General features: G+C 64.0%; 26 protein-coding genes. 13 read left to right on the plus strand and 13 right to left on the minus strand.

All coding sequences use genetic code 11. From position 1 onward, the window contains the following. Positions 1 to 92 precede the first annotated feature (92 nt). A complete protein-coding gene (locus F8237_RS29755) occupies positions 93 to 839 on the plus strand; it encodes a hypothetical protein (protein WP_162006268.1) in 747 nt (248 codons plus the stop codon). 58 nt (positions 840 to 897) lie between these two features. Here F8237_RS29755 and F8237_RS29760 read toward each other — a convergent pair whose 3' ends face one another. The 3 genes from F8237_RS29760 to F8237_RS29770 form a co-directional block, all read right to left on the minus strand. Beyond that, positions 898 to 1200, minus strand: a complete 303-nt coding sequence (locus F8237_RS29760) for a histone (protein WP_162006269.1) — start codon at positions 1198 to 1200, stop codon at positions 898 to 900. 66 nt (positions 1201 to 1266) lie between these two features. After that, positions 1267 to 2706, minus strand: a complete 1440-nt coding sequence (locus tag F8237_RS29765; RefSeq protein WP_151649706.1) for a cryptochrome/photolyase family protein — start codon at positions 2704 to 2706, stop codon at positions 1267 to 1269. 131 nt (positions 2707 to 2837) lie between these two features. Then, positions 2838 to 3497, minus strand: coding sequence for a peroxiredoxin (locus F8237_RS29770; RefSeq protein WP_007611501.1), 660 nt, complete (start codon positions 3495 to 3497; stop codon positions 2838 to 2840). A 393-nt stretch (positions 3498 to 3890) separates the two neighbouring features. Between F8237_RS29770 and F8237_RS29775 the strand changes: the two genes are divergently transcribed. Continuing rightward, positions 3891 to 4463, plus strand: a complete 573-nt coding sequence (locus F8237_RS29775; RefSeq protein WP_162006270.1) for a hypothetical protein — start codon at positions 3891 to 3893, stop codon at positions 4461 to 4463. A gap of 40 nt (positions 4464 to 4503) precedes the next feature. On the opposite strand, the gene F8237_RS29780 is transcribed toward F8237_RS29775, so the two are convergent. The 5 genes from F8237_RS29780 to F8237_RS29805 form a co-directional block, all read right to left on the minus strand. Further along, positions 4504 to 6363 (minus strand): alkaline phosphatase family protein, encoded by a 1860-nt coding sequence (locus F8237_RS29780; RefSeq protein WP_151649707.1) that lies wholly within the window; start codon positions 6361 to 6363, stop codon positions 4504 to 4506. 973 nt (positions 6364 to 7336) lie between these two features. Next, positions 7337 to 7654, minus strand: a complete 318-nt coding sequence (locus F8237_RS29790) for a response regulator transcription factor (protein ID WP_162006271.1) — start codon at positions 7652 to 7654, stop codon at positions 7337 to 7339. Between the two features lie 50 nt (positions 7655 to 7704). Beyond that, entirely contained in the window at positions 7705 to 8928 is a 1224-nt protein-coding gene (locus tag F8237_RS29795; protein WP_151649708.1) for an ABC transporter permease, read from the minus strand. Beyond that, positions 8925 to 9650: an ABC transporter ATP-binding protein gene (locus F8237_RS29800; RefSeq protein WP_151649709.1), complete on the minus strand. Its 726-nt coding sequence runs from the start codon at positions 9648 to 9650 to the stop codon at positions 8925 to 8927. The genes F8237_RS29795 and F8237_RS29800 overlap by 4 nt, the downstream gene beginning before the upstream one ends. Further along, positions 9647 to 11077 carry an efflux RND transporter periplasmic adaptor subunit gene (locus F8237_RS29805; RefSeq protein ID WP_151649710.1) on the minus strand — a complete coding sequence of 477 codons (1431 nt, stop codon included), beginning with the start codon at positions 11075 to 11077 and terminating at the stop codon, positions 9647 to 9649. Before F8237_RS29805 ends, F8237_RS29800 begins: the two co-directional genes overlap by 4 nt. 557 nt (positions 11078 to 11634) lie before the next feature. On the opposite strand from F8237_RS29805, the gene F8237_RS29810 reads away from it, so the two are divergent. The 7 genes from F8237_RS29810 (at position 11635) to F8237_RS29840 (ending at position 15336) form a co-directional block, all read left to right on the plus strand. Next, positions 11635 to 12330, plus strand: a complete 696-nt coding sequence (locus tag F8237_RS29810; RefSeq protein ID WP_244626010.1) for a response regulator transcription factor — start codon at positions 11635 to 11637, stop codon at positions 12328 to 12330. A 166-nt stretch (positions 12331 to 12496) separates the two neighbouring features. Next, the gene (locus F8237_RS29815) at positions 12497 to 12898 is read left to right on the plus strand and encodes a curlin subunit CsgB (protein WP_151649711.1); all 402 of its coding nucleotides are present in this window, start codon (positions 12497 to 12499) and stop codon (positions 12896 to 12898) included. Positions 12899 to 13017: 119 nt separating this feature from the next. Then, positions 13018 to 13410: a curlin gene (locus F8237_RS29820; protein ID WP_151649712.1), complete on the plus strand. Its 393-nt coding sequence runs from the start codon at positions 13018 to 13020 to the stop codon at positions 13408 to 13410. A 26-nt stretch (positions 13411 to 13436) separates the two neighbouring features. Further along, positions 13437 to 13847 carry a curlin gene (locus tag F8237_RS29825; protein ID WP_162006272.1) on the plus strand — a complete coding sequence of 137 codons (411 nt, stop codon included), beginning with the start codon at positions 13437 to 13439 and terminating at the stop codon, positions 13845 to 13847. Between the two features lie 67 nt (positions 13848 to 13914). Further along, positions 13915 to 14352, plus strand: a complete 438-nt coding sequence (locus tag F8237_RS29830) for a curlin (protein ID WP_259174232.1) — start codon at positions 13915 to 13917, stop codon at positions 14350 to 14352. Positions 14353 to 14378: 26 nt separating this feature from the next. Then, positions 14379 to 14669 carry a hypothetical protein gene (locus tag F8237_RS29835; RefSeq protein WP_151649715.1) on the plus strand — a complete coding sequence of 97 codons (291 nt, stop codon included), beginning with the start codon at positions 14379 to 14381 and terminating at the stop codon, positions 14667 to 14669. Positions 14670 to 14883: 214 nt separating this feature from the next. Beyond that, positions 14884 to 15336, plus strand: a complete 453-nt coding sequence (locus tag F8237_RS29840; protein ID WP_162006273.1) for a hypothetical protein — start codon at positions 14884 to 14886, stop codon at positions 15334 to 15336. Positions 15337 to 15342: 6 nt separating this feature from the next. Here the strand turns inward: F8237_RS29840 and F8237_RS29845 are convergent, their stop codons facing one another. After that, complete coding sequence (locus tag F8237_RS29845; protein WP_151649717.1) at positions 15343 to 16185, minus strand: GNAT family N-acetyltransferase; 843 nt, start codon at positions 16183 to 16185, stop codon at positions 15343 to 15345. Positions 16186 to 16299: 114 nt separating this feature from the next. Between F8237_RS29845 and F8237_RS29850 the strand changes: the two genes are divergently transcribed. From F8237_RS29850 to F8237_RS29865, 4 genes are all read left to right on the plus strand, one after another. Continuing rightward, positions 16300 to 17004 (plus strand): SDR family oxidoreductase, encoded by a 705-nt coding sequence (locus F8237_RS29850; protein ID WP_151649718.1) that lies wholly within the window; start codon positions 16300 to 16302, stop codon positions 17002 to 17004. Between the two features lie 271 nt (positions 17005 to 17275). Next, positions 17276 to 18094 carry an outer membrane protein gene (locus F8237_RS29855; RefSeq protein WP_151649719.1) on the plus strand — a complete coding sequence of 273 codons (819 nt, stop codon included), beginning with the start codon at positions 17276 to 17278 and terminating at the stop codon, positions 18092 to 18094. A 189-nt stretch (positions 18095 to 18283) separates the two neighbouring features. Further along, positions 18284 to 18667, plus strand: a complete 384-nt coding sequence (locus F8237_RS29860; RefSeq protein ID WP_151649720.1) for an ArsR/SmtB family transcription factor — start codon at positions 18284 to 18286, stop codon at positions 18665 to 18667. Next, positions 18667 to 19158 (plus strand): SRPBCC family protein, encoded by a 492-nt coding sequence (locus F8237_RS29865; protein WP_162006274.1) that lies wholly within the window; start codon positions 18667 to 18669, stop codon positions 19156 to 19158. Before F8237_RS29860 ends, F8237_RS29865 begins: the two co-directional genes overlap by 1 nt. Before the next feature lie 70 nt (positions 19159 to 19228). Here F8237_RS29865 and F8237_RS29870 read toward each other — a convergent pair whose 3' ends face one another. The 4 genes from F8237_RS29870 to F8237_RS29885 are packed head-to-tail and all read right to left on the minus strand — an operon-like array spanning position 19229 to position 23584. Next, positions 19229 to 20449 (minus strand): ABC transporter substrate-binding protein, encoded by a 1221-nt coding sequence (locus tag F8237_RS29870; RefSeq protein ID WP_151649722.1) that lies wholly within the window; start codon positions 20447 to 20449, stop codon positions 19229 to 19231. Between the two features lie 22 nt (positions 20450 to 20471). Then, positions 20472 to 21458: a Bug family tripartite tricarboxylate transporter substrate binding protein gene (locus F8237_RS29875; RefSeq protein WP_151649723.1), complete on the minus strand. Its 987-nt coding sequence runs from the start codon at positions 21456 to 21458 to the stop codon at positions 20472 to 20474. A gap of 39 nt (positions 21459 to 21497) precedes the next feature. After that, a complete protein-coding gene (locus tag F8237_RS29880; RefSeq protein WP_151649724.1) occupies positions 21498 to 22694 on the minus strand; it encodes a CaiB/BaiF CoA transferase family protein in 1197 nt (398 codons plus the stop codon). Positions 22695 to 22711: 17 nt separating this feature from the next. Then, a complete protein-coding gene (locus F8237_RS29885; protein ID WP_151649725.1) occupies positions 22712 to 23584 on the minus strand; it encodes an IclR family transcriptional regulator in 873 nt (290 codons plus the stop codon). Positions 23585 to 23739: the final 155 nt, after the last annotated feature.

A 23739-nucleotide genomic window follows, 5' to 3' on the forward strand; every position in this document is an offset into this window, starting at 1 on the left:
AAACCAGATGGCCGAACTGCATCCCTGACGTGCGCGGCACGTACGTGTTAGGCTGGACGCATTTCAGTTTCCCTTTCGGAACGGTGATTTTCATGAACAAGGCGAGGCGCGCACTGCTCGGCAGGTCCCTGAAGCCGGTCCGGATTGCCTGCATCAACTACGCGGAAGAGATGATGAGCGACCGGATGATGGCGAGGCTCACCGCCGCGCTCCAGAAATGCTACGACGAGCACTTCCTGCCGGTCTGGGGCTATCCCGTCGATCTCGATGTCACGAGGAAGCCGAAATCCACGGACTGGCAACTCGTCTATTTCGATGATGCCACCCACAAGAACTTCCTCGGGCGGCACGAGCTGACGCATCGTGGTCAGCCGATCTCGAAAATCTTCCTCAAGGCGCTCGGCGAGGACGATCCGGTCAGCCTCGCGGCGTCGCATGAGCTGTTCGAGATGGTGCTCGATCCCATGGCCAATCTCTGGGCCGACAAGAACAGGAACACGCAATACGCCTATGAGGTCTGCGACGCCGTGGAGGAGGATTCCTTCCTCGTCGACGGCTTTCCGATGTCGAACTTCGTCTATCCGTCCTGGTTCGAACCGTTCAAACATCCCCGCGGCACCAGGTTCGACCACAAGGGAACGCTGAAGGAGCCGTTCTCGATGACCGAGGGCGGCTATGTCATCAAGAAGATCAACGGCAGGAAGGTGATCAAGCAGTTCGGCTCGCCCGAGAAGCGGCGGCGCTTCGCCAAGGAGGACCGCCGCGGCCATCGCAGCGAATTCCGCGATCCGCAGGGCGTGCACCACCCGGGCCGGCGCGCGGCCAAGACGCGAGGGTAGGGCGCTGGAGCCATCTCCGGGCGCCGTCCGCACCCGGAGACATGTTTGAGCGCTGCGCTCAGCGCTTGGCCTTCTTGGCCTTTTTCTTCTTCGTGGCGGCTTTCCTGGAAGTCTTCTTGGCCGCCTTCTTCACGGATTTCTTGGCTGCCTTCTTCGACGACTTCTTGGCGGCTTTCTTCGAAGCTTTCTTGGCCTTCTTCCTGGAAGCCTTCTTGGCCTTCTTCGGCCCTACTTTCTTCGCGACCTTCCTGGCGGCTTTCTTCACCTTCTTGACGGCGGTGACAGCGGCTTCCTTGGTCGCTTCCACAGCTGTGGTGATGGTGTCCAGCGCCTGTTCGGTGATCGGCTTGTCGTCGTCCATATCGTCCCCCACGGTTTTTATGGAGCGATGACGATAGCGGGTTTCAAAATTGTGTCAAAGCAACGCTCAACCTTTGCGGATATTCGCGTAGGCCGCGAGCGCGCGTTCGCGCCCCTTGGCATGATCGATGATCGGTTGCGGATAGGTCTTGCCGAGCGTGACGCCGGCGCTCGCTAGCTCGATCGGCGTCGCCTGCCAGGGCTGGTGGATCAGTTTGGCTGGCATGTCCTTCAGCTCCGGCACCCAGCGCCGGACATAGGTTCCGTCGGGATCGAACTTCTCGCCCTGGAGGATCGGATTGAACACGCGGAAATAGGGCGCTGCGTCGGCGCCGCAGCCGGCGACCCATTGCCAGTTGGCTGGATTGCTGCCGGCATCCGCGTCGACCAGCGTGTCCCAGAACCAGCTCTCGCCATCGCGCCAGTCGATCAGGAGATGCTTGACCAGGAAGGACGCCACCACCATCCGGACCCGGTTGTGCATCACGCCGGTGTGCCAGAGCTCGCGCAGCCCCGCATCGACGATGGGGTAGCCGGTGCGCCCGCGTTGCCAGGCGGCGAGTGCTGTCTTGTCGGGCTTCCAGGGGAAGCCGTCGAAATTCGCTTGCAGGTTCTCGGTGGTGAGGTCGGGGTGATCGTGGAGAAGGTGACGGCAGAACTCGCGCCAGCCGAGCTCGCTCAGGAACTTTTCGACGCCGGAGCCGATCGCGGGGTTCTCGGCTGCTGCGAACCGCGCGGCGTGCCAGATCTGGCGCGGGCTGAGCTCGCCGAACCTCAAATGCGGGGAGAGGCCTGAGGTGCCCTCCCGGTCGGGGCGGTCGCGATCGCCAGCGTAGCTGTGCGCGGTGTGCTTGAGGAAGTCGCGCAGGCGCGTCCGCGCGGACGCCTCGCCGGGCGTCCAGCTCTCGCGCAGGCCGCCGGCCCAATCCGGCTTGCTCGGCTCGAGCTTCCAGCTCTCCAGCGCATCGCCGGTGACCTTCGGACCTGCACGCAGCTCCTTGGGTGCGGGCAGCGGCTTTGGCGGATCGCCGAGCGACAGCACCCGCCGCCAGAACGGCGTGAATACGCGCAGGCCCCGGCCTTCCTTGTTGCGGATCGCCGAGGGCGCGACCAGGAGGTCGCCGGGGAGGATATGCGAGTCGGCGCCGAGCTTTGCCAGCGCCGCTTCGAGCGCTTTCTCGACCGACTGATGCGGCGCCTGCGCGATCCCGTTCCAGTAGACCGCAGCGGCTCCGCTCTCGCGCGCCACCTCGGGGATCACCCTGGCTGCCGGCCCCTTGCGCAGGATCAGCGATCCGCCACGCCTCGCGATGTCGGCGCCGAGCGCCCGCAGCGATTGCGCCAGCCACCAGCGCGTCGCGCCGCCCGGCGCACGCCCGGCCGCGTCATCGAGCACATAGAGGCAGATGACCGGCGCACCGGTCTTCGCGGCAGCATGAAGGGCTGGATGGTCGGACAGGCGGAGGTCATCGCGGAACCAGACGATGACCGGCTGTGGGCTTGGCATGATCGAGGATGTGTCGCGTTGAGTGTGTTCTCAATATACGGGACACAGGAGCGGAGTTTCATATTCCAATCAGTCATCCCGGGGAGTTGCTCCCCGGGATGGATGCTCGCTGCTGGCGCAACGGCCAGAGGTTATTTCGGCTGCGGCACGATGCGGATGTAGGGCTTCGGCTCTTTCCAGCCCTGCGGATAGATCGTCTTGGCCTCGTCGTTGGAGACCGAGCCCGCGATGATGACGTCGTCGCCTTGCGACCAGTCGGCCGGTGTCGCGACGCGATGCTTGGCGGTGAGCTGGAGCGAGTCGATGACGCGCAGGATCTCCTGGAAGTTCCGGCCCGTGGTCATCGGATAGACCAGCACCAGCTTGATCTTCTTGTCCGGCCCGATGACGAAGACGTTGCGGACGGTCTGGTTGTCGGCGGCGGTGCGGACGAGGGGATCGCCCGAGATGGCGGCCGGCAGCATGCCGTACAGCTTGGAGACGTTGTAGTCGGTATCGGCAATCATCGGGAAGTTCGGCGCCGCACCCTGGGTCTCCTTGATGTCCTCCGACCATTTGGCATGGCGATCGACCGGATCGACCGAGAGGCCCATCAGCTTGACGCCGCGCTTGTCGAATTCCGGCTTCAACCTGGCGAGAGCGCCGAGCTCCGTCGTACACACCGGCGTGAAGTCCTTCGGGTGCGAGAACAGCAGCGCCCAGCTGTTGCCGATCCAGTCGTGAAACTTGATCTTGCCTTCGGTGGTCTCGGCTTCGAAGTCAGGAGCGGTGGCGCCGATCGGGAGTGTCATGATTTTACCTCATCGCATTGAATTTATTGGAACATTCATTTGTGACCGTCGCCGCCAGTATAGGGGCTTGGCGAGGCCAAGTGAACGTCAAGTGAACCGCCTCAAGTAAAATGTGAATTCCTTCTTTGAAGGGCCGATTTCCTAGCACCTTTCTGTTACTGCCGCGCCTGCGACGAAACATCTCCACCGTGGACGCACGGTCTCGATTGCCCCGAGAAAGCCTTTTATGACTCGCATCACGCTGGCCCGACGTTTGATGGAACCAAAACGATCCTGATAGCGACCAATTGGCAACCATCGAGAAAAGTCGCGATCCCCGTATCGAATCATTAACCACCTCTTTACGCCCGCATGAAAATGCTGGTCAGTCAGAAGAAATCTGGAAGTGAACTAATGTCCGCCGCTGCGCATATGTCTGTTGAGTCGCCGTCCCTCGAACCGTCCTGCCGCGATACCGCGGCTCATGCACTCTCCGTCGTGCGCGACGGCGTGATCACGGGCGAAGGCCCGACCATTAAGGGCCGGGTCCACTTTTCCCGCTCGCTCGATGCCGATGACACCGCCTGGTGCACCCGCATCCTGACCGCTACGGCCGTCAACGACCAGCCGGTCAGCCGCGCCGAAGCCGAAGCGCTGTTCGAGATCAACGAGGCGGCGACCGAGCGCACCGATGGTGGCCGGTTCGACGATTTGCTTGCCAAGGCCGTGGCTCATTATGCCGCCAGCGCCTCGGGTCTGAAGGTGCCGCCGCGTAGCGTCGCGCTGTCGGCCGAGTCCGACATCGAGAGCTGGGCGCCGTCCTATGCCTCCAAGGTCAACAGCGAGATGCTGGAGTGGATCGCCGGCCAGATGCGCGGCAAGCGCCAGAACAGCCGTCGCCTGATGGCGATGGTGGCGACCTTCCTGGGCGCCACCGCGCTGCCTCTGGCTGGCCAATTGCCGAACGTGTTCGACATCGGCATGTAAGATTCCGCGTCTCTCGCGAGAACGGATTTGAGCGGCGGGGTTATTTCCCCGCCGTTTTTTGTTTGCCGGCGTCCGGCTCGAGGCCGAGCGTGCGGCCCGGGAAGCCGGCGGCGTCGAAATAACGCTGACTGCCGACGCGCTGCACGTTGAGCACGGTCTCCAGGCCGTTCTCGGATTTCTTCTTCGACCTCTCGACGCTCTTGTACGCCTTCGGCACGATGCCGTTGGGCAGTGCCTCCGACATCACGCGGCCGACGAGGCCGCCGTTCTGCGAGCCGCGCAGGCCGAGGAGCTGGGCGGCGGTCATGCCGACGTCGGCATTGCTGACCGGGATCTCGCTGACATAGCCGGCTTTGAAGTCGGGACCGATGGCGGCCATGAAGTTCATGGTGTCGCCACGGCTGAAGCTGCCATGCATGCCCTGGCCCTGGCGCAGCACCGTGTCGGCGACCTGCACCGAGCAGTTGGTCGGCGCCTCGCCGCAATCGCTGGCGTAGGAGCGGAAGTTGACGACGATCGACGGCGTCGGCGTCGCCGACTTGCCGCGCAGATTGACGCTCGACAGCGGCAGCGTGCCGGGGAAGCGGCCGAGCGAGTCATCGACGAACAGGCCGGACACGTAGTCCTGTTCGAGCAGGGCCTTGACGGTCTTGGCCGCCAGCTTCTTGTCCCTGTTCGGAAGGTAGACCAGATCCGAGCCGCCATTGGTGGCGACGACGAGATCGGGCTTCTCCGGATCCTTGCCGAGCACGCCGTTGCCGGCCTTCGGATGCTTGTTGCCTTCGACCTTCGCGTTCTTGTCGTTGGGATCGAACAGCGGCAGGTCGAGCGCCTTGGCGAGGTCGATTGCCAGGAAGCCCATCGGCAGGAAGTCCTTCGGCGTGTCGTCGTAGCTGACCTTGGCCGAGGGGCTGGTCTTGCTTTCCTTGGAGATGGTCGAGAAGCCGTGGTCGGCCTGCACCATGATGTTGGTGGTGGCCGCGAGACCGAGTTCGTCAAGCGCCTTGCGGAGCTGGGCGAGGTTGTTGTCGGCGTTCTTGATTCCGGCCATCGAGGTCGGCCCGTTGATGCCGGGCAGGATCTGGTTGAGGCTGTCGCCGGTGTTGTGCTGGCTGCCGTCGGGGTCGCGCGACCAGAACACCAGCACGAACGGCTTGTTGCGCGCCTTGAACATCGGCAGCACCACCTTGGCGGCGACGTCGGCGAAATAGGCCTGCTGCGCGACGTTGGCGACGATGGTGCCGGGCGTCTTGGCATCGCCCGCCTTGCTGTTGTCGCCACGCGGCGGCGTGGCGAGCGGCAGTCCGGCCTTGGTCAGCGCCGCTTTCACCTCGTCCGACAGCGCCACGCCGTTCTTGCCGCCGGTGGAGTCGTCGAACACGACCGAATGCAGGCCGGGCTTCTCGGGCTTGTCGGTATGGTCGAACTGGTAGGTCGGGCCGACCTTGCCCAGCGCCGCTGTGCTGTATCCCTTGTCGCGAGCCATCTTCAGGATGGTCTCTTCGTTGAGATAGTCGCCCTTGAAATGCTCGTCGATGTCGCCGAGCACGGCGTCGTTCTCGATGAAGGGCACCACGGTGTCGCCAGCCGGACCTGAAGTGTAGTTGGTCCAGATCGTGTTGGAGAACACCCCGGTGTCGCCGAGATAATGACCGGTCGACATCGCCGAACCATTGGCCATGGTGAAGGTGGGGAAGAGCGAGTGCGGGTTCTTGAAGTTGACGCCCTTATCGCGAACCTCCGCCATTGCGGGTGCCGTTTCGGGAGTGACTTTCAATGCGCGGAGGCCGTCCGGAATGAACAGGATCAGGTTGCGGGGCGTGTTGTTCTGGGCGGAGGCAAATCCGGTGGACAGCGCTGCCAGTCCGACGGACAGCAACACCAGTGAACGGCGGCGCATCAAGTCTCTCCTGCGATGAGGCGAATGGCCGCGGTCGCGGCCCCCGGCATCGTTTAGTTTCGCTGTATGACAGTTTTGTTACAAGGGCGGAGCGGCATGCAACAGGGCTGGGGAGGGGCTCGTTCTCACAGACTCGTCATTGTGAGTGCAGCCAGAATCTCGCCGCGGCGACAATGTCCAATCCGTCATCCTGAGGTGCGCGTGGCGCGATGCCAAGCATCGCGCCGGGAGCCTCGAAGGATGAACGGCCGCGCTGCGAGAGCCGGGCTGTCGCCCTTCGAGGGCCGCTGAAGAAGCGGCCGCCTCAGGGTGACGGTCATAGATAAGCGCTCACGGCAACATTCGAGTTGTGAAGGGTTAGACACACCTTCACAGCCTCGCGGCGGATTTCGCCCGAGCTTTGGCTGGTCGCGTCACCCCCCAAAATGAAAGAGGGCGCAGGGAAGACCGGGTGCCGGCTGGCACCCGCGGTCCACTGTGCGAAGTCGTAGTGAGAAATCTGCACAGCGGCATACAGGTGAAGCCAAAACATCCGGCCTTCCCTGCGCAGTGGTTTGACGGCTTATGTCGCGCTCTCCCCGGGGAGCGATGCACTCTTGCCCCCGTCGCCTCGCAGCTTCACGATGCGCGCGCCCGGTCGGGCCGCCACATCACCGCAACGCTTGACGCCAGCCTGCGGGCGCCAGGACCACACGATTTTGCCGTACGCAGATCACACCGGTCGTGCGTGCGACGTGCTTCGCTCACGGTTTCCCGCCCTGCGATCACCGTCGCACCGATGTGGCCCGCGTCCACCGCCATCCGGCCCGCGTTCGTGACGATCGCGATACGCCCCTCTTCCTTGGGCCGGAATGCTCAATTCATAACAAAAATCCGAATTCTAATAAAGAGAAATATTTTGCGACTGGTCTCTTGACCCCCGTGCTTGGGTGTTTTGCCCGACGGGTTGCACAAGAGGGTGTTGCGGGAACGGTCATTCCGGCGCAATCGGGACCCGCGGATTCTGCGCGAGTGCCTGGGCTGGCTTGACTGTTGCCGGTGTGGCTCCGCTCCTGGTCAGATCGCGTCTCAGAGCAAGCGGGGCTGCTTTGAGCGCATAGATGATTGCGATCTGAGTCCTGTTCTGGATGCGGTATTTGCGCATGATGTTACCGATATGCGCCCGCACCGTGTTCTCCGAGATTTTCAGCTCGTAGGCGATGTTCTTGTTCTGCATTCCGCGGGCGATCAGCATCATCAGCTCGCGTTCACGCGGCGTCGGCGTAATCGAATTTTTCGAATCCAGGCTCATGACTGGCTCCTCCATGGCCGTTGAGTTGATGTCGCCATCCCAGCATTTTCTCATTCCGTCTTGAGCGCTTCTATTGGACTGAGTCTGGACGCCTTGTGCGCAGGATAAAAACCGAAGATGAGGCCGGTTCCGATCGAGAAGAGCAGGGCCAGGGCAATTGCTTCGCTATCGATCGAGGTGATCCAGCCCGCCATGCGGGCGACGGTCATCGACAGCGTGATGCCGCCGACGACGCCTATGGCGCCGCCGAGAAGGCAGAGCACGAGCGCTTCGCAGAGAAACTGCAGGCGGATGTCCCGCATCCGCCCGCCGAGGGCGCGGCGAATGCCAATCTCCCGCGTGCGCTCGGTAACCGACACGATCATGACGTTCATGATGCTGATGCCGCCGACGAGCAGCGAGACCGAGGCGATGGCGACGAGCAGGAGCGCCACTGTGCGGATCGCGCCCTGCTGCGCTTCCATGGCGGCCGCGGGATCCTGGACCTTGAAGTCGTCCTCCTGGCCGGCGGGGATGCGGTGGCGCTGCCGCAGCAGGCTTTCGATCTCCGTTCGCGCGCCCGCCATCTGACCGTCCGCGGCCACCTTGGCGATGATGTAGGCGACCGAATCCCGGTTGATGTTGCTCGCGCTGCCGAGGAAGCGCAGCTTGGCCGTGCTGAGCGGCACGAAGGCGACGTCGTCCTGCGCCGGGCCCTTGCGATCGAGAACGCCGACCACTTCGAGCGGCACCTTCATGATCCTGATCTGCGCGCCAACGGGATCGTCGCCCGGCGCGAACAGTTCGCGCGCAACGGTGCTTCCGAGGATCACGACCTTGCTGGCCCCGGCCTCCTCGGTGCCGGAGAAATAACGTCCGGCAGCGAGCTGCCAGTCGCGCACCATGAAGTGGCCGGTCGTCGTGCCGTTGATGGTCGTATTCCAATTCCTGCTCTCGTGGATGACCTGCGCCGTTCCGGCGATCGAGCCCGCTGCGGCCTGGATTTCCGGAATCTGCTCGAGGATCGCCTGCACGTCGCTCTCGGTCATCGTCAGTTTGCTGCCGTCCTTGAGGCGTACGCCACCCTGATAGACCGCGCCGGGCGTGATCATCAGTACATTGGCGCCGATCGAGCGGATCTGTTCCTGCAGGCGAAGCTGCGCGCCGGCCCCAATCGCAAACACGGTCACGATGGAGGCCACGCCGATCACGATTCCGAGCATGGTGAGAAAACTGCGTAGCGGGTTGAGGCGCAAGGCGTGCAGAGCAATCTGGAAGCCCTGGAGCATCGTCATGACGCATGATTCCGTTTCGGCAGGAGTTGCGCCGACGTCTCGTCGCTGACGAGCTCGCCGTCGTGCAGGCGGATCGTGCGCCGGCACTGCGTCGCGATGCCCGGATCATGGGTGATCATCACGACGGTCTGGCCGTTCCGGTTGAGCGCGGCGAACAACGCCAGGATTTCGGCACCCGTGCGGCTGTCGAGCGCCCCGGTCGGCTCGTCGGCGAGCACGATCAGCGGGGAGGCGATCAGTGCACGCGCGATCGCGACGCGCTGCTGCTCACCGCCCGAGAGCTGTCGTGGAAAGTGATGGGCCCGGTGCAGCATGCCGACGGCCTGAAGGCTCTGTTCGGCACGCGCCAGGCGCTCCTTGCGGCCGATGCCGCAATAGACCAGTGGCAGCGCGACGTTCTCGATCGCATCGTGGCGTGCGAGCAAATTGTAGGACTGGAACACGAATCCGATGCTGCGGGCGCGCAGGGACGACCGGCGATCTTCCGAGATTTCGGCGACATTGGCCCCCTCGAGATGGACCGCGCCCTCGCTCGGCAGGTCAAGCAGCCCGATCATGTTCATCAGCGTGGACTTGCCGGAGCCCGACGGTCCCATCACGGCGACGATCTCGCCCGGCGCGATGTCGAAGCTCACGTTGCGCACAGCAGCTACCGCGACCCCGTCGGTGCGATAGGTCCTGGATACGGACCGGAGACTGATGAGGGGCAGGGGGGCGGTCATGATCCGAACCTGATTCCAAGAAACTCCATGCCGGCCGGCCGGATGGCCTGGCCGACGGCGACCTGGCTGCCCTCGACGAGGTCTCCGCTCTTGAGAGCGACCTGTTCGGTGCCGGCCGCGCCGACCGTCACGGCGATGCGGTGGAGCGAGCCGCTGGCAGTAAGGACCCAGACGCCGCTGCGTTCGGCTGTCGAGTCCGGCCGTGTGCCGGACGGTTGGAAGCGCAAGGCGGCGAGCGGCACCTTCAGCACGTCGTCCTGTCGCTCGATCACGATCTTCACCAGGGCAGTCATGCCAGGCAGCAGCGCGCCGTCGAGATTGGAGGTCGACAACACGACGGTGTAGGTAACGACGTGCTGCTGGTTCTGCGGAGCCTTGCGCACCTGCCGGACCACGGCCTCGAAGCGGCGATCGGGATAGGCATCCACCGTAAAATGGGCGCGCTGTCTCGGGACGATGCGCCCGATGTCGGCCTCGTCGACCTGGGCGTGGATCTCCATGTCTTCCAGGCGGTGGGCGACCACGAAGGTCGTGCGCGACTCCAGGCCGACCGCGAGCGTCTGGCCCTCGTTGACGAATCTTCCGACAACGACGCCGTCGATCGGAGAACGGATCACGGTGCGGTCGAGATCAGCCTGGGCCGCGGCAAGAACGGCGGCTTTCTCCGGCACCGCCATTCGCGCCTGCTGCAATTCGGCCTCGATCCGGCGGACGTCGGCCTGCGCGCCATCCACGGAGTAGGCGTTGAGGGACATGAGGACCTCGGCCTCGCGTTCCTGGGCGAGCCGTGCGGTGAATTCCGTCTGCGCGTCGTCCACCGTCGTGGTCGCCACTACGTTCTGCGACTGCAGGGCAAGTTTGCGCTGCAGTGTCTTCTGCGCCGACGTCTTGACCGCCTGGGCGCTCTCGAGCTTGGCGGCGAGCACGTCGCGGCTGCCTCTGGCGTTCTGCAGGTCGATCCTGGCGCGATCGAGCTTGGCCCGCGCGATATCGACCAGCGAGTTGGCCACTGCCACGGAGGCCCTGGCTTCGTCGACCCTGGCTGCGAAGCTGCGTGGATCGATCAGGGCGAGTGGTTGGTCCTTGCTGACGGTATCGTTGAAGTCGACATAGACCCGAGCGAGCTGCCCCGATAGTTGGGAACCCACCTCGATCGTCTTGACCGGCTGGAGCGCTCCCGTGACCGTCACGGTCTGCTCGATGCTGCCGCGCTGGATCGCGGCGTAGCGGAATACAGGCGCATCCCCCCCGAACGTGGGGGCTTTGCGCCCGCCTTGCGCAAGGAACTGCTTCGTCGCTTCGTAGGCGCGGGCCATGCCGCCCGCCGCGTTCCCGGCCGCGCCCGAGACGACGGCCGGTGGTGCGGCGTAGGCCAGGGTCAGGCCGAATCCAGTTCCGATCAACACAATGATTGGTACAAATCGCATATCAAACCCGCCTCTTGAAATGAAGCTGAGAGCGGAAAAGTCGAATATCGCGCTATGGTTGCATATTTCCCGAGGCAGTGGTGGCGTCTCGGTCGTATGTCGCCGTTCTTAGTGCGACGGACGGGTGCGCTCCATGATCCAGAAGTAAAAGTGCACGGCTGCGAGCTTCGCGACTTGCGCGAGTCCCATACCGGGCGTATTCAAAATGAAGCGCGCGGTATCGGACTCGATAGCTGACTGTACGTCCCGGCTGGCCCAAGCGGCGAGCTGGTGTCATTTGGTTGGCACATGAGTGGCTAAGCCATGACGCAACTGGCGAGATCACGGCCCGGGACGCCTGATTGCCGCATTCTGGTTGCGGCGCCTCGCCGTGGCGCCGCGCACGGCGACGCCGAAGTTCTCCAATCACGAAACCCGATATGTGAACGCCTTCACTCTTGCCGGACGGATGTTGGCCCTAAAGACGTCAGGCCGGCGAGCAGAAACGACTTGGCCGATTTGCACCGATGCATTCACGCACCTTGTTATCGCTTGCAGGAACTATGGATGGCTCGTGCTTGATCGTCGCGCGCCAAGTCCGGGAGTCTGTCGCAATGAGTTCAAATCAAGCCACAGTTTATGTCGTTGACGACGAAATCCAGATACGAAACGCGATCGGAATCCTCTGCGAGGAGACGGGACATCAGGTCAGGCTGTTTGCCTCGACGGATGAATTCATGGGCGAGTGCCTTTCCCAAGGCCCATCATGTCTCGTGCTCGACGTTCGCTTTCCCGGTACCTCGCCGACCGGGCTCGAGCTGCAGAGCCGGCTGACAGAAACGGGTGTGTCCATTCCGATCGTCTTCATCAGTGGTCATTTGGACGTCCGTGTCTCCGTCGAGGCCATGAAACGCGGCGCGGTCGAGTTTCTGCCAAAGCCGTTCCGCGAACAGGAAATTCTCGATGCCATCAGGCACGGCATCGAGCGCGATCGCAGACGGATGGAGCGTGAGGACGTGGTGCGCGCAGCGCGCCGGCGCGTCGAGACGCTGACCGCGCGCGAGCGGGAGATCATGCTGCTGATGGCTGAGGGGCTCGTCGCCAAGCAGATCTCGGCGAGACTCGGCGTCAGCGAGGTGACCGCCAAGGTCCATCGCGCCAGGATGATGCGGAAGCTGGAACTGCGTTCGCCGATCGAAGTGGTGAGATTGATCGACAGCATGGGTCGAGACGCCGATGCAGCTCGAACCGGAGTTAGTCATCCGCTGACGTAGACATGCAGGCGGCGAGATGCGGCGCGACGTCTAGTCCTTAGCGATTAGCATGAACTGCAGTCTATCGCACTGACCACCATCGGTTCAGAGTTATCCCTACGATGTCGGCCTCCTCCAAGACGGCATCCGAACCCAGTCAGACAACTTGGCGAGAAAGGGATATTCCATGCGCAAATTGTTTTTTGCTTCCGTTGCCGTGTTCGCTCTGTCTTCCGCGGCGCAGGCTGCCAACACCTCGACCACGGTGCAGCTCGGCGTCGTGAACTCCTCGAGCGTCACCCAGAACGGCTTCACCAATGACAGCTCGGCGACGACCCAGATCGGTATCCTGAACGGTGCGAGCACCATGCAGGGCACCAGCTCGGCGTCGCTCAACAACGCCAGCACCGTCAACCAGGCCGGCGTGCAGAATTCGGCGACCACCGGTCAGGTGGCGTTCGGCAACAACGGCAGCGCGATCACCCAGAATTCGTTCGGGCCGCCCGCGCTCCAGAACAACTCCGCCGGCGTCGGCCAGCTCAGCGGCTTCGGCATCAACACCAGCACCGTCTCGCAGACGGCGCACTAAGCCAGCCCCGTTTGGCCGGGCGCGTCACGGCGTGACGCGTCCGAGCCATTCTCGCAGAGCACCGCAAATGGCAGACGACCGGATCAGCTTCGCCCGCCCACCTTCGCGGAGGAAATGACATGCGGATCACCTATCTCCTTGCGACGATCGGCACACTCAGCGTGCTGACTGCCGTCGACGCCCAAGCCGGCAACTCGGCGAGCGTGCTGCAATTCGGCACGACCAACAGCTCCTTCATTTCGCAGGCGGGCTCAACCAGCAACAGCGCCACGACGATGCAGTTCGGAGCGACCAATACGGCGACCACCTTGCAGATGGGTTCTTTCCTCACCGTCAACACCTCGGTGATCGGGCAGGGCGGCACAACCGCGACGGCTTCCAACTCGGCGCTGGCTGGCCAGGTCGGCGGCTCCAATTCGAGCCTGATCGGCCAGATCGGCGTGAACAACACGGCCGGAGTCGGGCAGCTCGGAATCCTGAACGGCTCGACGATTCTTCAGCAGGCTCCGTGAGCAAATCCCAAGCAATGAGGCACGTCATGAAACGTCTCCTGACAAGCGCGTGTGCTGGACTGCTCTTTCTGTGCTGTGCCGGCGCCGGATCGGCGGGCGCCCAGACCGCCGATATCAAGACCATCGTGTCGGTCGGCGGACCGCCGGTCGTTCTGAACCAGAACGGTCAGCTCAACATGGCGGGCGTGTTCATGATCGGCGGCAGCACCAGCGCCACGGTTGTCCAGAACGGTACCAACAATGCCACGGGCGTCCTGCAATTCGGCGGAACCAATTCGGCAGCGATCGGGCAGGCCGGGATGAACAATTTCGCTTTCGTCGGCCAGACCGGCCAGTCGGCAAGCAGTCTCGTGTCCCAGTTCGGCGCGATGAATACGGGGGCGGTGGCGCAATTCAGCGCTGTCAACAGTTCGGCGATCGTTCAGACCGGTCCATGATGATGCGCGCGTGCTCATCAGGGTTGGAAACCAGCGGGGGAGCGCGATGCAGTGTGGCGGAGAGGTCGTGAAGCGCATTCTGGCTGTTGCGGCCTTGCTCGGCGCCCTCGGCACGGCGCAGGCGTCGGCGGGATCAGTCCAGCGCAGCGTGACGAACCGGAACGTGAGCATCGAGACCATCGTGCAATTCGGCGACAATGTTCAGCCTGTCACGATCGAGGAGAACAGCCGCATCAATATCGCGCGGGTGATCCAGATCGGCGGAACGGGCACCGTCGATGCGACCATCATTCAGACCGGCACGCGCAACTATGTTAACGTGATCCAGGTGGGCGGCACGACAAATGCCGCGATCGGTCAGTCGGGCGTGAGCAACACCGCCGACATTACCCAGGTCGGCAATTCGACCAACGCTCTCCTGCTGCAGATCGGAGACATGAACACCGGCGCGGTGAGGCAGTTCGGGCGCTTCAACTGGCTCGCCATATTTCAGTTTGGCCGATGACGGAAACCGAAACGATGAGGTGTGATATGAAGTTCCTCCTGCTCGCATCCGGAATGAGCCTCATGGCGGCAATCGCGATGGCGCCGGCCGGAGCCGGCGAGACCGGCGACGGCCACACCACGGTGGTCCAGGACGAGAACGGGACCGCGGCAATCACGCAAAGCGGCGACCCGGCGCAGGCCGAGGTCAAGGTCGACAAGCAGCCCGGTCGCACGACGATCTACCGCCGCAGCGGTGGAAACACCGCGATCGTGTCGCAGGGGACAGGAAACGCGCAGGACATGCTCGATTGGCTGCACAAGCAGCAGGGCCGCTGAGCGAGCCGCGTTGCCTTCAACCGACCGATGATGAGGGTGCGTTCCGCGGATCGAATTGGCTGTCATCAACCCGTAATCCCGGGCGTTCTGCCGCACCGGGTTCCCTGTTAATCCCGCGCCTTAACCAATAATTAATTATAGGTTTGCAGGGGGCAGACAGCCCGGCCTAGCGTGCCATGGGGAGCCGCTGAAGCCGAACGAGTTGGTGCGTATCATGATGTCCAGATCATTTGGGGCGCTCGCCGCCTTCTTCAGCGCAGCTGCGCTTCTTCTTGCTCCCAGCGACAGTTTTGCCCGGCCCGGTGGCTCCGCGCCGCATGGACTTGCAACAGCCGCTGTGCCGTCCGGCCCGGTGGCGCGTCCGTCGATGACGCCGGGTGCCCGGTTCCGCGGCCGCAACAATCCCTGGGTCTACTGGCCGGGCGGGGGCGGGTTCTTCTACGAGAATGCCGGCTACAACCAGCCCTTCGTCGATGCCGGGCAGCCGGTCTCCACCGATATCCGCTACACCTACACCTATGACGTTCCCTGGGACTGGACCCATCGCTTCCCGCCGAACGTGGTGCCGTCCGACCGGCCCTATGTGCCGAGTTGCCCGACGGAGCAGGTGACGGTGCCCGGCCGCGGCGGCGGCGAGCACACCGTCAACGTCATGCGCTGCTACTGAGCGGCGCTAGCCGAGCTCAAAGCTGGTCACGCCGAAGACGCGGTCGATCCGCAGCGGCGCGATCGGCCCCGTGTACATCCGCGCCGTCTCGAACACCGGCTTGAGGCCGAGCGTTTCGGCGAGCGCGATGGCTTCGCGATTGACGGCGGGAACGTCGAGGAAGACTTCGCCGCCACCTGTGCTCGCGAGCAGGGCCTGCACGACGGCCTCTGCCGACGCGCGGTCGTCGGCGACGAGCGGGCCGATCTTGTGGCCGCTCCGGCATGGCCGGATCACGCCCCACGCGGCAAGCCTGCCATCGCGCATCAGCGCGCGGCCGACATGACCCGATGTCTTGATCCAGGCGCGCAGGAACGCACTGCGCCGGGCCGGGAAAACCGTGGAATCATCGGCTTTCACGAGCGCGAACGGGATCGTATCCAGCGCGACGAGGTCGGCGGGCGGCTTCGCCGAGGCGGTGACGATGCCGCCGTAGCGGATGTTGGCGTAAGCAAGCCGGAAGCCGGATTTTCTGTAATCGTCCTGCTGTGCCACGACGCCGTCGAGCCCGATCACCCGCGCGCCCGCATGCGCGATCGCTGCGTTCCAGATGCGCAGGCCATGGCCCGCGCCTCGCAAGCCTGAGCGCACGATGTAGAAGCCGAGGAAGGCGAAGCGATCGTCGTAGTTGACGCAGGAGACGGTCGCGACCGGCTCCCCGTCGATCTCGCCGACGAAGAAGGCTGCCGCATCCGGAATCGCGAAGCAGGCGGCGTCTGAGCGGCCCGGATTCCAGCCCTCGGCCGCGGCCCAGTCGACGGCGAGGGCGATCTCCTCGGGACGCAAATTGCGGATCTGCAAATCGCTCATGACGCATGTCCTCGGCGGTGGACCTGCCGGCAGGTCCGGCGGTAGAAGGCCTGATGATAGGCCGGGCCATAACAGACTGAAACCGGGCCCGCCTCAACACTGGGATGATCGGTCATGGCAGCAGAGAAGGTCGCACTCGTCACCGCCGGCGGCAGCGGCATGGGAGCAGGGGCCGCGCGGCGGCTCGCGGCCGATGGTTTTCGTGTCGCGATCCTGTCGTCCTCCGGCAAGGGCGAGGCGCTGGCGGCCGAGCTCGGCGGGCTTGGCATCACAGGCTCCAACAAGTCGAACGACGATCTGAAACGCCTCGTCGACGGCGCGATGGCGAAGTGGGGACGCATCGACGTGCTCGTCAACAGCGCCGGTCACGGTCCGCGCGCGGCGATCACCGAGATCACCGACGAGCAGTGGCACACCGGCCTCGACACCTATCTGCTCAACGTGATCCGTCCGACCCGGCTGGTGACGCCGCTGATGCAGGCGCAAAAGGGCGGCGCCATCATCAACATCTCGACCGCCTGGGCGTTCGAGCCGAGCGCGATGTTTCCGACCTCGGCGGTGTTCCGGGCGGGCCTTGCCGCCTTCACGAAGATCTTCACCGATACCCATGCCGCCGACAACATCCGCATGAACAACGTGCTGCCGGGTTGGATCGACAGCCTGCCGCAGCAGGACGCGCGCCGCGACAGCGTGCCGATGAAGCGCTACGGCAAGGTCGAGGAGATCGCGGCGACGATCGCGTTTTTGGCGTCAGATGGTGCGGCCTACATCACCGGCCAGAACATCCGCGTCGACGGCGGACTGACGCGCTCGGTCTGAGACGAGCGGGTTCGAATCGCGCTGGCGCGGCCTTGTCATGACGCGACACGGACGTTTGTTGCGCGTCGCTGCTGACGGGGGATGCGTGGCTCCCGGGTCACACCCGTCATCCGTTCGCACGACATGGAGCGCACACTACGTCACAGTCCCTATGAACTTCGCCGCAGCCCAAGACGGTGAGGGGTCTGCGGCCTATGCCCAACCTGCGCTGGATGGCTCCACCGCGCATACTCGAAACGCGAGGTCAATCGCGTGGGGCAAGGAGACTGGAATGAAGAAGTTTTTGCTGGCGGTCGCTTCAATGATGTTGGGCACCGCGTCCGTGCAGGCGGCCGACCTCGCGGCGCAGTACACCAAGGCGCCGATGATGGCGCCGGCCTATAACTGGACGGGGTTCTACGTCGGCGCCAATGTCGGCGGGCAGTGGGGCAGTGCGGGTCCGAACACCTCGACCATCTGGACGCCGGCCGGCTATTTCGACATCACCAGCGTTCCCGCCATCAACACGGTCGGCGCCCAGAGCGTCAACAGCTCCAGCGTGACCGGTGGTTTCACTGCGGGCTACAACTGGCAGGTCAACCACGCCGTTTTCGGCCTTGAAGGCGACATCAACTATTTCGGCTTCAAGGGCAGCGCGACCGGGACGGCCCTATATCCCTGCTGCGCGCCGGATACTTTCACCGTCAATTCATCCGTCTCGGCCGACTGGCTTGCGACCATTCGCGGCCGCATCGGTTTCCTTGCGGCTCCAGCCTGGCTGGTCTACGGCACGGGCGGTGCCGCGATCTCCGAAGTGAAGGGTAATTTCAACTTCACCGACACGTTCCTCGGCGGCGCCTCCGAATCCGGAACGATCCGCGATACGCGTCTGGGCTGGACCGCGGGCGTCGGCACCGAATATGGGTTCGGCGGCGGCTGGTCGCTCAAGGCCGAATATCTCTATGTCGATCTCGGTCGCGCCACGACCACCAGCACAAATCTCGCGACGTTCGGCGGAGGCGGGACGTCTCCGAGCAACGTCTACACCCACTCGGTCGACATCAAGTCGAACATCGTGCGCGTCGGCGTGAACTACAAGTTCGGCGGCTAGCGCGTCGCCGGATACGGATCGTTCTCCCGTTTTCGTGGAAAGCCCCGGCTCAGCCGGGGCTTTTTCATTTCCGAGGGCGACTTCAATGCGAAGCCGCGAGTGTCGGCTACGAAGGGCGCGTCCGAATTTAACATAGCCAGTTAGCTAACTATTATTGACGCCCGTGGTTCATCATGTATAGTTAGCTCTATGGCTAACCAATTGTCCCGCCTCGACCAGGTCTTCGCCGCCCTTGCCGATCCCACAAGGCGGGCGATCGTGATGCGGCTCTGCGCCGGCGAGGCGTCGGTCGGCGAGCTTGCCGATCCCTTCGACATGGCGCTGCCGAGCCTGATGAAACACATCCATGTGCTGGAGACGAGCGGGCTCGTTAAGTCGGAGAAGTCCGGCCGCGTGCGCACCTGCCGGCTCAGTCCCGACGCGCTCCTTGGTGCGGAAGACTGGTTCCAGCAACAGCGCGCGATCTGGGAGGCGCGGCTCGACCGGTTCGAGGCTTACGTGATGAAGCTCAAGAAGGAGAGGGAGCCGGCTGGAAAGCCGTCCCCAACACGCAAACGGAAAGGTGCCAAGTGATGACGAATTCTGCCAATCCCGCCCTGTCGCAATGGTCGCTCGACCGCGAGATCGTGATGTCGCGCGTGATCGACGCGCCGCGCGAACTGGTGTTCGAGGCGTGGTCCGACCCGAAGCATCTGCCGCAATGGTTCGGCCCGAAGGGTTTCGAGATCGAGACCTTCGAGATCGACGTTCGCGTCGGCGGCGTCTGGCGCTTCAACATGATCGGCCCCGACGGCACGGTCTATCCGAACCGGATGCGCTTTCGCCGCATCGAGCGGCCGTCCCTGATGGAGATGGACCATGGTGTCGACCAGGACGAGGATCCCGGCATGTTCCGCTTCACCCTCACGTTCGCCGAGCAAAGCAACGGCAAGACCGTGCTGATGATGCGGCAGCTGGCCTCGAGCACCGAGCAGCGCGACGGCATGATCGGCTTCGGCGCCGTCGAATACGGCTATCAGACGCTGGACAAGCTGGCGGCGTATGTCGGTGGGATGAAGAGGTAGCCCCGCCGTCTCGGTCGTCAAGCCCGGCCATGACGGATGAGACGGCAGGAGCACGCATCACTCGCAGCCTTCACTCCTTCGCCTCATCCGCGACGATACCGCCGAGCTTCTGCCAGCGTTGTCCGTCGAACTGCACCATCTGGAACTGCTTGTTGACGCGGTAGTCGGTCGGCGTCGTCGTCACCGAGATGCCCGGGAGCGTCAGGTCGAGCTCGATGTTCCTGAGATTGGCGGCCTGACGCATCACGTTCTCGCGGGTGAGGTCGTCGCCGCATTGCTTCAGCACCTGTACCAGGAGCTGTGCGGTGATGTAGCCGTAGACGTTCAGGTTCGAATCCTTGTCGCCATCCGGATAATATTTCGACATGAAGGCGAGATAGCGCTTCATGCCCGGATCGTCCTTCCACTCGGGATCGGCGGAATCCTTGACATAGCCGACGCTGACGACCCCTTTGGCGTTGTCGAGCCCGGCGGGCTTCAGCACCGCGCTGACCGAGGAGGCGTTGATGTCGATGATGTGCAGCGGCTTCCAGCCGATCTCGGCGACCTTCTTGATCGCCTGCGCCGCCTGTTTCGGCGTCGTCGCGCTGAACAGCACGTCCGCACCGGCGTCCTTCAGGCGCAGGATCTGGGAGTCGATCGTCGGCTCGGTGATCTCGTACGAGGTCTCGGCCACGACCATCTTCGCCTTGTCGCCGAGACCGGCCTTGAGGCCAGCGAGGTAATCCTTGCCGAGATCGTCGTTCTGGTAGAGCACGCCGATTTTCGCGTTCGGATGGTTCTTCAGGAGATATTGCGCGTAGATCCGGCCTTCGACGAGGTAGGAGGGGTTGAAGCCCATGGTCCAGGGAAAGTTCTTCGGATCGGTGAAGCGCGCCGCGCCCGTCGCCGCGAAGAGTTGCGGGACCTTCTTGGCGTTGAGATATTTCTGCACGGCGACGTTTGGCGCCGTGCCGATGATCTGAAAGGTCAGCAGCACCTCGTCGCTCTCGACCAGCCTGCGGGTCTGCTCCACGGTCTTCGGCGGCGAATAGGCGTCGTCATACTGGATCAGCTCGATCTTGCGGCCGTTCACGCCGCCCTCGTCGTTGATCATCTTCATGTAGGCAGCCTGGGTCTTGCCGATCACGGCATAGGCCGATGCCGGACCGCTGAGCGGCACGGTCTGGCCGACCTTGATCTGGGCGTCGGAGGCGCCAGGATCGTATTTCTTCTGGGCCTGGGCGGCCGGGATCGACAGCGCGAGAACCAGCGCGGAGGCCGCAGCGCATTTGAGAAGTGCTTTTTTCATATCCATTTCCTGCTCGTTACGGTCATTCGCCCTTGAGGCCGGCCTCGCGGATCAGCCCGGCCCATTTCTGCGTCTCGCTGTCGATGAACTGGCCGAATTCGGCGGCGCTGCCGGCGCGTACCTCGAGGCCCTGGGCGGTCAGCCTGTCCTTGATCGCGGGCACGGCGAGCGCGCGCAGAATCTCGTCCTGCAGCTTGTCGACGGTCGCGCGCGGCGTCGTCGATGGCACCATGAAGCCGTACCAGCCGGCGGCAGCCACATTGGGAAAGCCCTGCTCGCGCAGGGTTGGCGCCTGCGGGTAGAGCGCGCTGCGCTCGGGTGAGGCGACGCCAAGCACGATGAACTTGCCGCTCTGGATATAGGGCAGCGCGGTCGGCAGCGCCGTCAGCGTGGCGTCGACGCGCCCGGCGAGCAGCTCGGTGTAGGAGGCCGCGTCGCCGCGGAAGGGGATGTTGAGGCCCTTGACGCCGGCATCCCGGAACAGGAGCTCGCCGGCGAGATGCGGCTGCGAGCCGGCGCCGGGCGAGGCGAAGGTGAGGCCGTCCGTTTTCGATTTGCCGTAGGCGATCAGCTCCGGCAATGTCTTGAACGGCGCATCGGCGCTGATGATCAGGAACAGCGGCGCGATCACGGCCATCGCGACCGGCTGGAGATCCTTGCGGTCGTATGTCAGCTTGCCAAACAGAGCTTCCGCAGTGGCATAGGGCGCGGCGACGTAGAGGATCGTATAACCATCGCCAGGCGCATGCGCGACGAGATCGTTCGCAATGCGCGTGCCCGCGCCCGGCTTGTTTTCGACGATGAACTGCTGATGAAGGCTGCGGCCGAACTCTTCAGCCAGCAGGCGGAGCGAGATGTCATTGGAGCCGCCGGGCCCGTAGGGCGAGATCAGCCGCACCATGCGCGACGGCCAGGCGTCCTCGGCGCGCGCCGTCAGGCCCGGGCCGGCGGCAAGCCCGCCTGCGAGTGTGCCCAGCAGGGTTCGGCGTGTGACCTTGAATGATGCCACTGTTCTCTTCCTCCCTTTTGTTATTGTCTTGTTTCGACGTCAGATCACCTTTCGCTCGGTGAGCTGTTCGATCTCCCGGTCCGAGAGGCCCAGCCAATCCCGGAAGACCTCGCGATTGTCCTGGCCGATGTCGCCGGCGGCGTGACGTAGTCGCGCGGGGTCGACGGCGAAGCGCGGAACGACGTTGGTCATGGCGACGGTGCCGAAATCCTTGTCCGCGACGCGCGTGATGACCTTGCGCGTCACCACTTGCGGATCGCTCGCGATCTGGTCGATCGCATAGATCGGTGCGAGCGTGCCCTGCGCGGCATTGAATTTGGCGAGGACCTCGTCGAGGGGATGCGCCGCACACCAGGCGGCGAAGACGTCGTTGAGCTCGCCGGCGTGCGCGACGCGCTGGTCGTTGGTGGCGAAGCGCGGATCGTCGATGAGATCGGGCCGTCCGATCGCCCGGCAGTTCGCCGCATAGAGTGCGTTGGTCGATCCTGCGAGCGTCACCCAGTGATTGTCGCTGGTCCGAAACACGGCGGCCGGGGCCGAATAGCCGTTGGCGTTGCCGATGCGGCCGCGAACGGAGCCGAGCTGGTCGTGCTCGATGGCGAGGACGTCGAGCAGCCGGAAGACGGCTTCGGTCAGCGCGAGGTCGATCTCCTCGCCGGGCGCATCCGGGTCACGTGCCCGCTTCCACAGCGCCGCGAGCACGCCGACGGCGCCGAACAGGCCGCCGATCGAATCCCCGATCGGGTAACCGGGGTGGGTCGGTTCGCCGTCGCTCTCACCGGTGATGTAGGTGAGCCCGCCCATGGCCTCGAAAATGCGGGCGAAGCCGGGTCGGTCGCGGTAAGGCCCATCCTGCCCGAAGGCGGTGGCGCGCAGAATCACGAGGCGCGGCTGGATCGACCACAGCACCTCTTTGGAAAGGCCCCAGCGATCGAGCGTTCCCGGACGGAAATTCTCGACCAGCACGTCGAAACGCGGGAGCAGCTGCTTGAAGAGCGCAAGTCCGTCCGGTGTGCGCAGATCGAGGGTGGCAAACTTCTTGTTGCGGTTGGCGGCTTTCCACCACAGCGGCTTGCCGTCCTTGAACGGCGGAAACGATCGCACGCCGTCGCCATGTCCGGGCATCTCGATCTTGAGCACCTCGGCGCCGTAGTCGGCCAGCAATGTTGCGGCAAACGGCGCGGCGATGATCGTCGCGATGTCGAGAACCTTCAATCCGTCGAGCGGACCAGCCATGGCATTTCCTTGGATCCCTATGATTTTCTTTGTTGTTTACGCAGTGGCATCGCGGGTGCCGCTTGCTTGACGACGGCGCGGATGCTGTCGGCCAGCGCCACGATGCGCGGGCCGATCTCGCTCTCCAACTGGCCCGGCTGGAGCCGGAACGCGGGGATGCCGCAATTGATGGAGAACGACCGCTTCGTCTCGCTGGTGTGAAACAGCGGCGCGGCGACTGCGTGGATCGAGGCCATGTACTCGCCCCAGCAGGTGCAGAAGCCGCGGCTCGTGGATTGCACGATCCCCGCGCGGAATCTGTCGCGGAACGCCGACCATAGTTCGGCGTCGTCGGCCTCGATGCGCCTTTCGAGCAAGGCGGAATCGGCCGGCGGCAGGGTTGCGGCCGCGGCACGGCCCATCGCGGTCATCACCACGGGGATGGGCATGCCGATATCGGGGACGTGCGGGCCGACGTCGCCGGAGCGCGCGGTCTCGACATAAATCATCGATGTGCCGTCGAGCAGGCCGATCGAGACCGTGCCGCGCACGCTCTGCGCCAGTTCCTGCATCATCGGGCGCGCGACCTGTCGGAAGGGCATGTCGGCGAGCAGCGGATGGGCCATGCGTAGCGCATGGGCGCCGACGCGATATTTCGCGCGCTCGGATTCGTAAGTGAGGTAGCCGAGCTCGGCCAGCGTATGCGTCAGTCGCGCCACCGTCGGTCGCGGAATCCCCGTGAGCGTCGACAGCTCCATGTTGCCGAGCAGCGTCGTCCCGGCTTTGAAGGCTTCGAGCACCACGAGGCCTTTTGCGAGTGTCGATGCGAAGGCGGCGTCATCGGCGCTCGACGCCAGCACCGTGGCGGCGGAGGAGGAGGCATGGGGCGGTTTGGACGCGGTCTGAGCCATCCACGATTAATGGACCGGCAGGCACCGTCTGTCCAATAGATTCAGGAAATGCGCTTGTATCGTCCAATATGTGGACAAAGCCGCGTATCTCCGGCGCAGACAAAAGATGCGCGCAGAGCGCCCCGCACACAGAATTTTGTCGTGATTGCATGGCC

Source organism: Bradyrhizobium betae, assembly GCF_008932115.1.
GTDB lineage: Bacteria > Pseudomonadota > Alphaproteobacteria > Rhizobiales > Xanthobacteraceae > Bradyrhizobium > Bradyrhizobium betae.